General features: G+C 71.4%; 7 protein-coding genes. 5 read left to right on the forward strand and 2 right to left on the reverse strand.

Annotation, left to right across the window (positions count from 1 at the left end):
• Nucleotide 1 precedes the first annotated feature (1 nt).
• The 3 genes from AC4F3Q_RS04645 to AC4F3Q_RS04655 all read left to right on the forward strand — a co-directional run bounded on the left by AC4F3Q_RS04645 (nucleotide 2) and on the right by AC4F3Q_RS04655 (nucleotide 4,117).
• Nucleotides 2-2,548, forward strand: a complete 2,547-nt coding sequence (locus AC4F3Q_RS04645) for a DUF4118 domain-containing protein (RefSeq protein ID WP_491038944.1) — start codon at nucleotides 2-4, stop codon at nucleotides 2,546-2,548.
• A complete protein-coding gene (locus AC4F3Q_RS04650; RefSeq protein ID WP_491038945.1) occupies nucleotides 2,545-3,267 on the forward strand; it encodes a response regulator in 723 nt (240 codons plus the stop codon). Before AC4F3Q_RS04645 ends, AC4F3Q_RS04650 begins: the two co-directional genes overlap by 4 nt.
• 106 nt (nucleotides 3,268-3,373) lie before the next feature.
• Complete coding sequence (locus AC4F3Q_RS04655; RefSeq protein ID WP_491038946.1) at nucleotides 3,374-4,117, forward strand: PadR family transcriptional regulator; 744 nt, start codon at nucleotides 3,374-3,376, stop codon at nucleotides 4,115-4,117.
• Nucleotides 4,118-4,239: 122 nt separating this feature from the next.
• Here AC4F3Q_RS04655 and AC4F3Q_RS04660 read toward each other — a convergent pair whose 3' ends face one another.
• Both AC4F3Q_RS04660 and AC4F3Q_RS04665 read right to left on the reverse strand, forming a co-directional pair.
• Nucleotides 4,240-8,874, reverse strand: a complete 4,635-nt coding sequence (locus AC4F3Q_RS04660) for an Ig-like domain repeat protein (protein ID WP_491038947.1) — start codon at nucleotides 8,872-8,874, stop codon at nucleotides 4,240-4,242.
• A gap of 302 nt (nucleotides 8,875-9,176) precedes the next feature.
• A complete protein-coding gene (locus tag AC4F3Q_RS04665) occupies nucleotides 9,177-10,220 on the reverse strand; it encodes a LacI family DNA-binding transcriptional regulator (protein WP_491038948.1) in 1,044 nt (347 codons plus the stop codon).
• A 162-nt stretch (nucleotides 10,221-10,382) separates the two neighbouring features.
• Here AC4F3Q_RS04665 and AC4F3Q_RS04670 point away from each other — a divergent pair, with 162 nt between their 5' ends.
• Both AC4F3Q_RS04670 and AC4F3Q_RS04675 read left to right on the forward strand, forming a co-directional pair.
• Nucleotides 10,383-11,306: a carbohydrate ABC transporter permease gene (locus AC4F3Q_RS04670; protein WP_350308730.1), complete on the forward strand. Its 924-nt coding sequence runs from the start codon at nucleotides 10,383-10,385 to the stop codon at nucleotides 11,304-11,306.
• Nucleotides 11,307-11,309: 3 nt separating this feature from the next.
• Nucleotides 11,310-12,200: a carbohydrate ABC transporter permease gene (locus AC4F3Q_RS04675; protein WP_168446601.1), complete on the forward strand. Its 891-nt coding sequence runs from the start codon at nucleotides 11,310-11,312 to the stop codon at nucleotides 12,198-12,200.
• Nucleotides 12,201-12,243 lie beyond the last annotated feature (43 nt).

Genomic DNA, 12,243 nt, shown 5'->3' on the forward strand with positions numbered 1-12,243 from the left:
CATGCCTGACGTCCGCCGGCCCGGGCGGCTCACTGTCTACCTGGGTGCGGCCCCCGGCGTCGGCAAGACCTTCGCGATGCTCGACGAGGCGCGGCGGCGGCGCGACCGTGGCACAGACGTCGTCGTCGGTCTCGTCGAGACGCACGGGCGCGCCGCTACCGCTGCCCAGATCGGCGACCTCGAGGTGATGCCCCGCACGCTCGTGAACCACCGCGGCACAGAGCTGGCCGAGCTCGATGTCGACGCCGTCCTACGGCGCGCACCCGACGTCGCTCTCATCGACGAGCTCGCGCACACCAACCCGGCGGGAGCACGGAACTCACGTCGGTGGCAGGACGTGCAGGAGGTGCTCGACGCCGGGATCGACGTCGTCACCACCGTCAACATCCAGCACCTCGAGTCCCTCGGGGACGCCGTCGAGGCGATCACAGGTGTACGTCAGCGTGAGACGGTGCCGGACCACATCGTCCGCGCCGCGGACCAGGTACAGCTGGTCGACCTCTCCCCCGACGCGTTGCGCAGACGGCTCGCGCACGGGAACGTCTATCGGGCGGAGCAGATCGACGCGTCGCTGTCGTCTTACTTCCGCGTCGGCAACCTCACGGCGTTGCGGGAGGTCGCCCTCCTGTGGCTCGCGGACAGCGTCGACGACGCGCTCACCAGGTACCGCTCGGACCACGACATCGAGGGGACGTGGCCAGCGCGCGAGCGCATCGTCGTCGCTGTCACGGGGGGCCCTGAGACCACCACGCTCCTGCGGCGCGGCGCGCGCATCGCGCAGCGGGTCGCAGGCTCAGAGCTCCTCGCGGTCCACGTCCTGGCGACGGATGGGCTCCCCTCCGCGCCCTCTGCCGCGATCGCTGCCGACCGCGAGCTCGTCGAGGCGCTCGGCGGGACGTTCCACACGGTCGTCGGGGAGGACGTCCCCACCGCGGTCGTCGACTTCGCCCGCGGGGTGAACGCCACGATGATCGTCGTGGGGGTCTCCCGCAGCTCCCGCCTCCGCGAGGCGGTCCTCGGCTCCTCCAGCGCGCAGATGGCGCACCTCGCAGGGAGCATCGATGTCCACCTCGTCACGCACGAGCGGGCGCGGACGCAGCTCACTTTCCGCCGGACGGGATCGTCTCTCTCGCAGGCTCGGCAGGCCACAGGATGGCTGCTTGCCGCCATCCTGCCGGCCTTGCTCACGCTGGGGATCGCCCTGGTGCAGGCCGACGCGCCGCTCACGAGCGAGCTCATGCTCTTCCTCGCTGCGACGGTCGCGGTCGCGCTGGTCGGTGGCCTTTGGCCAGCCGTCGCCGCCGCGGTGGTGTCCTTCGTGTCGGTCAACTGGTTCTTCACGCCGCCGACGGGGATGCTCACCGTGTCGAGTCCTGAGAACGCGCTCGCGCTTCTCGTGTTCGTCCTCGTCGCTGTGTCGGTCGCGTCCGTGGTCGACCTGGCGGCCCGGCGCAGCGCACAGGCCTACCGGGCGCGCGCCGAGGCTGCGACGCTCGCCGCGCTCTCCCGTTCGGTTCTCTCTGGGGACGACACGGCGGAGGCCGTCGTCGAGCGGCTCGCGGAGACGTTCGCCGTGTCGGAGGTCCGGCTCGAGACCCGCTCTGACCCCCGGGCAGGCTGGGTCACGGTCGCGCACGCCGAGCGTTCTGGCCAGCGCCACGAGGACGACCCGGTGCGGACGGAGGTGCGTATCGACGACGACCGACGGCTCGTCGTGCTAGGCCGGGTGCTGCCTGCCAGCGACCGGCAGGTGCTCGAGGCCTTCGCTGCCCAGGCAGGGATCGTGCTCGAGTATCGTCGGCTGCGCGAGCAGGCCGCGCAGTCCGAGGCCCTGGCACAGGCGGATGCGACCCGCACCGCGCTCCTCGCGGCCGTGTCGCACGACCTTCGGACGCCGCTCTCCTCGATCCGCGCCTCTCTCGACGGACTCGTCGCCGACGGCCATGGCGCGGCAGCCGACATCGGGCTGAGCGTCGCGGATGAGCACGTGCTGCTCGAGACGATCTCGGACTCGACGACTCGCCTGGAGCGCCTCATCGCGAACCTGCTCGACCTGTCGCGGCTGCAGACGGGGAGCGTGCGTCCGCTCCTGCTGCCACGGTCCGTCGACGAGATCGTGCCTCTCGCCGTCGAGCCGTTCACCGCGGACGAGGTTCGCCTGGACGTGCCGGACAACCTGCCGCTCGTGCTCACGGACGCCGGCCTGCTCGAACGTGCTGTCGCCAACGTGACGGCGAACGCCGTGCGGTTCTCTCCGCCCGGCATCCCCGTGCTGGTGACGGCCTCCGCGCGTCCCGGAGAGGTCGAGATCCGGATAGTCGATCGTGGCCCGGGCCTCGACGCCTCGCACAAGGCGCTGATGTTCGAGCCGTTCCAACGGCTCGGAGACACCTCGTCGGACGGGTTGGGTCTGGGGCTCGCGGTGGCGCGCGGGTTCGTCGAGGCGGTCGGGGCGACGCTCTCTGTCGAGGACACTCCCCGAGGAGGACTCACGATGGTCCTGACGGTTCCCATCGCGGTTGGCCGGGTCCAGGAGGAGGAGCTGTGACGCGCGACAGTCCAACCGGTGGCGGTGCGCCGCCGGGCACGTCGGTCCTCGTCGCCGACGACGACGCAGGCCTCGTTCGTGCGCTATCGATCAACCTGCGTGTGCACGGATGGAGCGTGGCGACGGCGTCGACCGGCGCCGATGCGCTCGAGCTTGCGGCACGCTCCCACCCCGACGTCGTGCTGCTGGACCTGGGGCTGCCGGACATGAGCGGTCTGGAGGTCATCGCAGGGCTGCGCGGATGGAGCGAGGTGCCGATCGTCGTGCTGTCGGCGAGGCACCTGGGTGACGACAAGGTGGATGCGCTCGATGCGGGCGCGGACGACTATGTGACCAAGCCGTTCGCGATGAACGAGCTGCTCGCGCGGCTCCGGGCAGCGGTGCGGCGCGGCGCGCCAGCCGGCGTGTCGGGACAGGATCCGGTGGTCGTCGCCGGTGACCTGCGGATCGACCTGGCGCGTCGCCAGGTGCGCCGCGGCGGTGCGGAGGTGCGTCTCAGCCCGACGGAGTGGTCGGTCCTGGAGGTGCTGGTGCGCAACCGCGGCCGGATGGTCGGGCGGGTGCAGCTGCTGCACGAGGTGTGGGGGCCTGCCTACTCGGCTGAGACGAACTACCTGCGGGTGTATACGGCTCAGCTTCGTCGAAAGCTCGAGGACGATCCTTCTGCTCCCCGGCACATCATCACGCAGCCAGGGATGGGCTACCTCTTCGAAGAGTGAGCTCGCAGGGCCCGGCGACTCTTGACCGCCGATCCGTCAGCGATATATCGTGAAGTATCGCTGCGGCACGAGAGTCACGCCGCGCACGACAGAGAGGGGGAGCCCCATGAGGACCCCACGCATCACCCCAGACCTCTTCAGCCCCGACGGACCGCGCCGCGGCCGCCGGCGCCACCACGGCGACTTCGGACCGGACGACGCCCCGCGCCCCCGCCAGGGCGACCCGCGCGCGTTCGGCCCCGCAGGATTCGGCCCCGGCGGCCCTCCGGCCGACCTCGACGAGGACGACCTCGACCCCGGCTTCGGCCGCTTCGGACCGGGGCCGTTCGGTCCGGGACCGTTCGGACCGGGGCCGTTCGGGCCGGGGCCGTTCGGTCCGGGCGGCCCGCGTCGTCACGGCCGCGGCCCTCGGCGCGCCGGTCGCGGCGACGTCCGCCTCGCCGTCCTGTCGCTCCTCGCCGAGGAGCCGTCGAACGGCTACGGCCTGATCAAGTCGATCGCCGCCCGGACGGGCGACGTCTGGCGACCGAGCCCAGGCTCGGTCTACCCGACGCTCCAGCAGCTCGTCGACGAGGGTCTCGTCGACACGACCGGCGAAGGTCGCGGCACGGAGTACACGCTCTCCGAGGCCGGGCGCACGTACGTCGCGGAGAATGCGGAGCAGATCGCCCGCACCTGGGCGACGACCCCCGGGCAGTCGGCGACCGACGTCGCCTTCCACGAGAGCGTGACAAAGCTGCGCGGCGCGATCCAGCAGCTGCGCCACGGCGCGACCGACGAGCAGCGGGCCGCCGCGACCGAGAAGCTCGACGAGGTCCGCAGGGCGCTGTACCTGATCCTCGCCGAGTAGACACGGCGCCCCTCGCCTCCCACGCACGGATCGCCCGCATGCACACGTCAGTCGTGCATGCGGGCGATCCGTCGTCGCGGCCCGACCGTCCGGCTGTCGCACGCCGGACGGTCAGGCTCGGCTCAGCGCGTCACGGTGAGCTTCAGCGACCTCGCCTTCGACGACGACGCCGACGACGAGCCCAGGTAGGTCACCCGGACCGTGTACTTGCCCTGCTTGAGCCGGTCGAGCCGCACCGTCGCGCCCGACGTCTTCAGACTGACGGTCTTCGTCGACACGACCTTCGAGCCGCGGTAGACCGCGACCTTGACCTTGCCCGTCACGGTCGCGCGCGGGGTCGCGCCGACCTTGACCGCGACCTGGGCCCGCGCGGAGGCGCGGACCTTCTTCTTCGCGAGCGAGGCCTTGGTCGTCGTCGCGCGCAGGACCGTGATGGTCGCCTTGCCCTCCGACGCCACGACGCCCGCCGCACCCGCGTAGCGCGCCGTGACCTGATAGGCGCCGTGCGTCGTGAGGCGCGGGAACGTCACCTTCGCGGTGCCGCGCGAGAGCGTCCCCGTCCGGGTCGCGACGACCTTCGCACCACGTCGCACCGTGACGGTGACCGTGCCGCTCGCCGCCTTGCCCGCAGCCGTGACGCCGACCGTGACGACAGGCTTCACCTGCGTCGTGAGCGACGTCGGGCTCACCGACACGGTCGTGCGCGAGGCCACGACGGGAGGCTCGACCGGAGCCTTCGTGACGGTCACGACCGCAGCGCCCGACGTCGCCGGTGCGACGACCGTCTCCGCGGACGCGGCCGGCGCGAACGTCGCCGTGTACGTCCTCGTGCCGACCGCAGGCTGCTTCACGACGAGCTCGGCCCGGCCGTCGGCACCGACCTTGACGGACCCGAGCTGCGCCGAGCCGTCGTAGAACGCCACCGTGCCGCCCGCGACCGCGGACTGCTGCGCCGACGTCACCGTCGCTGCCAGGGTCACCGAGGCACCCTCGACGACCGACGTCGCCGACGGCATGAGGCGCACGGCGCTCGCGGCACGCCCATCGAGGACGACGACGGGAGCAGTGACGACGCTCGACGTGCGGAACCCGTCGGCCACGGCCGTGATCTCAGCCGCCACAGAAGCACCGACGTGGGTGAGACCGGGCGTCCACGTCGAGCTGGTCGCACCAGGGACGGTCACACCGCCGACGGTCCAGCGGTACGAGAGCCGGGCGTCGGCAGGGTCCGCCGTGGCCTGCGCCGTGAGCGTGCCGCCCGCGACCGGGCTGCCCGCGATGCGCACCGCGTCCAGACCGACCTCCTTGTCGAGCGTCACGGTCGTCACCGACGTCGCACCGCTCGGCGCCGTCACGGTGACCGTGACGACGTCGCCTGCACGCGCGACGTCGACCGTCGCCGCACCGTCGACGGGCACGGCCCGCACGACGGGCTGGGACCCGCGCGCCTTCACCTCGTACGCGTGGACCGCGGGGTCGAGGCCGTCGACGTCGACGCCGCCCACCGTGAGGCGTGCGAGGTCCGTGACCGACGATGCCGCACCGACCTGGGCGTACACCTCGACCTCGGACACGATGATGTGCGTCGCTGCGCGCGCGTCGAGCACGACGCGGACCGCGTCCGTCGCGGCGCCGACCGGCAGGTCGACGACCGGAGCGGTCGCCTGCTCGGGCAGGGAGACGAGGTCGCCCGAGTCGACCCACGTCCCCGTGCGGGGGTCACGGTGCTGGACGCGCATCGTCGTCGGCCACGTGTAGCTCGACCCGTCCTTGTAGAAGTAGACGCGCACGCTCTCGACGACCTCGGGCCGCGCGAGCGCGTACGTCAGGGTCGCGCGCGTCTCCTTGGTGTCCTTCCAGTTGGACCAGCCCTTGTCGGTCGTGTTGCCGTTGATCGTCCGCGAGACCGGGTAGCCGGACTCGGTGAAGTCGGCGGCCGACGGCGTCGACGTGAGCGCGACGTTCTCCTCGCCACCGGCGGGCACCACGATCACATGGAGCGTCGCGGGGACGTCGGCCGCGCCCGTGGCGGAGGCCGCGACGGTGCCGCGGACGGTCAGCCGCCCGGGGTCGGCGAGCGCAGCCGCGTCGACGTCGTCGAGCGCCCACGTGACGGGCAGGTCGAAGCGCGAGTCGCCGAGACCGACCTGCGTGGGCACGGTCGACGGCGCCCAGGCCGCGAGGAGCGCGGGCGACGAGCCGGCGACGACGGTCACGGACACCGGGTCGGCGGCAGCGACCTGGCCGACCTCGACGACGACGCGCGCGTCGGTCACGGGGTTGCCGTAGACGTCGGTGCCGGTCCCGGTGATCGTCACGGTGCCGGCGGTCTGCCACGCGTCGGCGGGGACGTTCCACGTGATCGGCGTCGCGACGCCGGAGCCCCACGAGTAGGTCGGGACGACGGTCGCCGGGAGGCTGGCGGGCACCCCGACCTGCGTGCGCGCGGTGAGCGGGGCCACGACAGGCGTCTCGCTCACGGAACGGACCGTCCAACGCTGGTTCGCGCCACCGTTCGACTCGTAGACGCCGACGCGCGCGTTCTCGGACGTCGACTGGCCGCCCACCTCGAGCGAGGACGCCGTCACGGCGTTGACGAGGGACCAGGTGACGCCGTCGAGCGTCGTGAGGTGCCAGCGTGTGCCGGGCGTGGTGCTCGCCTCGTCCAGGGGCATGGCGCGCAGGTCGGTCCCGGCGCTCGTCGCGCCGAGGAACCGGCCGTCGTGGACGGACTCGAGCGCGAACGTGCGGCGGCCCGCGACGGCCGAGGCGTCGGACGTCTCGTGCGCGACCCAGAGCTGACGCGGGAGCGCGGCGGACGTCGTCGCGGGCGACGTGATCGTCGTCGTGCTCGCGGTCGAGAGCGTGAGGGCCTTGCCCGACTGCACGCCGACGACCTGGACGGTGTCGCCGTCGCGGAGCGGCTCGGCGGCGGGGGCGACGCCGGAGACGCCGGACACCTCGAACGTCGTGACGGAGCGCGCGGGGACCGTGAGCGTCGCGGTGCGCGCGTCGCGGTCGACCGTGACCGGGGTGCCGGCGACGAGAGCGGTCGACGTGTCGTCGACGTCGGACGCCTGGGTCGTGACGTAGGGCGTGACGGTCGCGCCCTGCGCGACGTCACCGAAGCGGGACAGGTCGAGGACGACCGTGCGGTCCGCGGTGGTGGCGTTGGTGTGCACGACGCTCAGGCTCGTGCCGTCGGCACCGACCGCTGCGGTCGAGGTCGCGTCGTCGACCGCGACGAAGCGGTCGCCGGGGGTGATGAAGCGCATGAAGTTGCGCATCGTGTCGAACTTGGAGTTGGTGACGATCGAGCAGTCGGCCACGTCCGCGGCCGTGCCGCCGGCGGCGATCGCGTCGGCGACGCGGCGCTGCGACTTGAAGCCGATCGCGTCGGCCTCGGCGACGACGGAGCCGTCGGTGCCGGTCCACTCGCAGTCGAAGTCGATGAAGACGGAACCCCAGTTGAGGTTCTCGCCCTTCTCCATGTTGTAGAAGTCCTCGACCTCCTGCCACAGGACGTAGGCGTTCGGCTGGAGCTCGCGGAGGTCCTCGGTGATCTTCTGGGCGAGGCCGAGGCCGCCGCTGATCGCGACGGGGTCGAAGCCGCCGCCCACGAAGTCGCCGCCGGTCTCGCTCATCCACAGCGGCTTCTCGCTGGCGAGCGCGTTGTCACGCGCCTGCATGCGGCCGCCGGACCAGTACGTGTGGACGTTGATCTGGCCGACGTCGGCGCGCGTCGCGGCGTCGTACTGCTTCCACGCGTTGTTGAAGTTCTGCGGGTGGGTCTCGTCGTTCGCAGAGACCACCGCGTCCGAGGTCGACGCCTCGAGCTCGTCAGCGAGGAGCTTGACGAGCGCCTGCTGCTGCCCCGCGCCCGGGCCTGCACAGATCTGCGCGCCCTCCTGGGGCTTCTTCACCGCGTTCGTGAACGGGGTGATGCCGTCTGCAAGGCGGCCGGACGGCGTGGACCAGTAGCCGGTGCACGGCTCGTTGAACGGCGTGACCGTCTGGAAGTCGACGTCGTACGTGTCCTCGAGGTGCTCGACGACCCGGGTGAGGTAGCCGGCGAACTTGGCGGGGACGCCGTCGGACGTCAGCACCTGCTCCGTCGTGGAGCTCGCACCGCCCGAGGTGTAGCCGGAGTTCGTCATGAAGAAGGGCGGGGAGTTGGCGAAGCCCTCGAGGACGAGGTCCTCGCGGGCTTGCGCGAGGCGCTCGAGCCACCAGCGCTGGGTCGCGTCCTTGGTCCAGTCGTAGCTCGCCTCGTCGTCGGGGTCCCACGCGGCGGCGAGCGCGGCGCGGTCGGCGAAGCTCGTGGTGACGGGTCCGTACAGGCTCGCGGGGTCGTCGCTGAGGTCTTCGGCCCAGTAGCCGTCGACCGCGGCGCCCTGCCGGAAGTAGTCGCCGACGTCGGAGGCGCGTCCGCCGCCGATGTTGTACCGGGCGACGTTCATGTTGAGGCCGTCGGCCCCGAACACGAGGTCGAAGAGCTGCTCGCGCAGCTCGTCCGGGTAGTCGCCGGTCGCGTTCGCGAACCAGACGAGCGAGTTGCCCCAACCCTGGAAGGGCTCGCCCGCGTAGGCGGGGTTGGGGGTGATGGTCGTGGGACGGGCGGCGGCGGTCGCCGTCGCGCTGGGGAGCGGTGCGGCGGAGGCGCTCGTCGCGCCCGCGACGACACCTCCTGCGGCGAGGGACGCGGCGAGCGCGCTGGCGAGGGCGCGCCGTCGACGCGCGTGCGGTGTGCTGGTCATCAGGGGACTCTCTTCTCAACGTTGAGCGAGGAGGGGGAGGCAGCGTCGCGATGCGCAGTGTTTACGTCAACATCGACGCCGCGGGCCAGCCTGTCAGGGGATGAAGGCGTCGTCAAGAGGAGCTGAACCTCGGCGGACCCCCGGCCGCTGGTGACGTCACCATCAAGGACGCACCACCTCGGGCCCCGCCCGCCCACCCACCGATCGCCCCCACGCACACTCCACCCGTGCATCTGGGCGATCGCCGGGAGACGGGAAGGGTCGGGCTCGGCGCGGTGGGGGCACCGCCTCGGCGCGCCGGCTCAGCGCCGCGGGGCGCCCGTGCTGCGTCGGACGACGAGCCGCGTCGGCACGAGGATGTGCCGGTCGGCGAGGACGGTGCGGTTCCGGACCTGCTCGACGAGCAGGTGCACGAGCTCCTCGCCGATCCGCGCGAAGTCCTGCTTGACGGTCGTCAGCGGCGGCCACAGGTAGCGCGACAGCGGGATGTCGTCGAAGCCGACGACCGACACGTCCTCAGGCACCCGGCGGCCGAGCTCGTGCAGCGCGAGCATGAGGCCCGCGGCCATCTCGTCGTTCGCGCAGAAGACGGCCGTCACGGCCGGGTCGGAGGCGAACCGCGAGCCGAGCGCATAGCCCGACGCCGCGGTCCAGTCGCCCCGCAGCGGTTCGTGGACCTCGCAGCCGTGCGCCTCGAGGGAGGCCCGCCAGGCGTTGACGCGCTGGCTCGCAGGGCCGCTGTCGGCGGGCCCGGCGAGGTGGTGCACGGTCCGGTGGCCGAGCCCGAGGAGGTGGGCGATCGCGTCGCGCGTGCCGCCTTCCTGGTCCGCGCCGACGGCGGGGTGGTGCCCGACGAACCGCGAGTCAGAGACGACGACGGGAAGGTGCGGCGGCAGCGCGAGCGTCTCGGGGGTGACCGTCTCGGCGCGGATGATGACGAGTCCGTCGATCGCCTGGTGCGAGAGCCGTCGGACTGCCTCGTCGACACCGGTCGACGCGGGGTTCTCGACGTCGACGAGGTTGACGGTGAAGCGCTCGCGTCGCGCGGCCTCGACGAGCGCGTCGATCGTGTGGGACTCGCCCGCACGGGACAGCCGGTGGGCGACGACGCCCAGGACGCCGAAGCTGCCCATCCGCAGGGCCCGCGCCGCGTTGTTGGGCGAGTAGCCGAGCTCTTCCATCGCGGCGAGGACGCGTTCGCGGGTCTCGGGACGCACGACGTCGGCCCCCGTGGACACGCGGGAGACGGTCTGGGCGGACACGCCCGCGAGCGCGGCGACGTCGCCGATCGAAGGGCCGGAGCGGCGCCGCGAGGTGCGGGGCTGGCTCGTGGTGGGGCGGTCCATAGGGCACCTCTCCCGTCGGGTGGAGCAGCGATGGTGACGCAACCATCGTCGGGTCACAGAATAGTCTCGCGGGGTGCGATCCCGTTGACACCCGCGGCATGAGCATGCCACGCTCGCCGTGATGTTGACGTAAACATCACTGGACACGAAGGAGTGCCGCACGTGCAACAGAGCGTCACCACCCCGACTTCGCGAGCCGGCAGCCGCCGGCGCCCGCGGCGTCTGGACCGCCGATGGGTCGGCTGGGGTTTCATCGGGCCGTTCATGGGCGTCTTCACCCTGACGTTCCTCGCCCCGATCGCCTACTCGATCTACCTGAGCCTCTTCCGCAAGCAGCTCGTGGGCGGCAACGCCTTCGTCGGCCTCGACAACTACTCGGCCGCCTTGCGCGACGACAAGTTCTGGTCGGCGCTCAGCCGGGTCTCGCTCTTCCTCGTCGTCCAGGTGCCGATCATGCTCGGCATCGCCCTGCTCGTCGCCCTCGCGATCGACTCCGGGCGCCTGCACGGTCGCAACTTCTTCCGCATCGCGATCTTCATGCCGTACGCCGTTCCCGCCGTCGTCGCCGCACTCATGTGGGGCTTCATGTACGGCACGCGCTTCGGCCTGATCGGCAACCTCAACGAGCTCCTCGGCACGTCGATCCCCAACCCGCTCGCACCCGAGTGGATCCTCCTCGCGATCGGCAACATCGTGACCTGGGAGTTCGTCGGCTACAACATGCTGATCTTCTTCTCGGCGCTGCGCACCGTCCCGACCTCGCTCTACGAGGCTGCCGAGATCGACGGCGCCGGTCAGTGGCGCGTCATCAGCGCGATCAAGATCCCCGCGATCCGGGGCTCCCTGGTCGTCGCGCTCATCTTCTCGATCATCGGCAGCTTCCAGCTGTTCAACGAACCGAGCATCCTGCAGGCGATGGCGCCGAACGCGATCACGACGTTCTTCACGCCGAACCTCTACGCCTACTCGCTGTCCTTCTCGGGCCAGCAGTACAACTACTCCGCGACCGTCGCGATCATCATGGGCCTGCTCACGATGGTCATCGCCTACGTCGTGCAGCTGCGCGGCATGCGCAAGGAGGCCTGACCGATGACCTCGACACTCGCCCCCCGCCGGCGCCGCTCGTACACCGTCGAGCGCCCTCGCCGCTCGGTGATGCTCACGCTCGTGACGAGCATCGTCCTGCTCTACAGCCTCGTGCCGCTCGTGTGGCTCGTCATCAACGCGACCAAGACGCAGGGCGACCTGCTGAGCACGTTCGGCCTGTGGTTCGGCGGCGACTTCGCGCTGTGGGACAACATCGTCACGACCGTCACGTACGACGACGGCATCTTCATGCGCTGGCTCGGCAACACGGTCTTCTACGTGGCTCTCGGCGCTGGTGGCGCGACCGCCCTCGCGATCCTCGGCGGCTACGGCCTCGCGAAGTTCAACTTCCCGGGCAAGCGCTGGGTGTTCGCGGTCGTCATCGGTGCGGTCGCGGTCCCCGGCACCGCGCTGGCGGTCCCGACGTTCCTGATGTTCTCGCGGATGGGGCTCACGAACACGCCCTGGGCGGTCATCATCCCGTCGCTCATCTCGCCGTTCGGCCTGTACCTCATGTGGACGTTCGCCCAGGAGGCCATCCCGGGCGAGCTCCTCGAGGCGGCTCGGGTCGACGGCGCGAGCGAGGCGCGCACGTTCGGGCAGATCTGCCTGCCTCTCCTCGCCCCCGGCATCGTCACGGTGCTGCTGTTCACCATGGTCGCGACGTGGAACAACTACTTCCTGCCGCTGATCATGCTCAAGGACCCCACGTGGTACCCGCTGACCCTCGGGCTCAACGCGTGGAACGCCCAGGCGGCCACCGCGGGAGGCGAGGCCGTCTTCAACCTGGTGATCACCGGATCGGTGCTCACCATCCTTCCTCTCATCGTGGTCTTCCTCCTGCTGCAGCGGTACTGGCAGTCGGGCCTGGCCACGGGGTCGGTCAAGGAGTAACGGTCCTGCGACCGTGCGCCCGGCCGTCACACACCCGATGTTG

The organism is Flavimobilis sp. BM9, assembly GCF_058313055.1.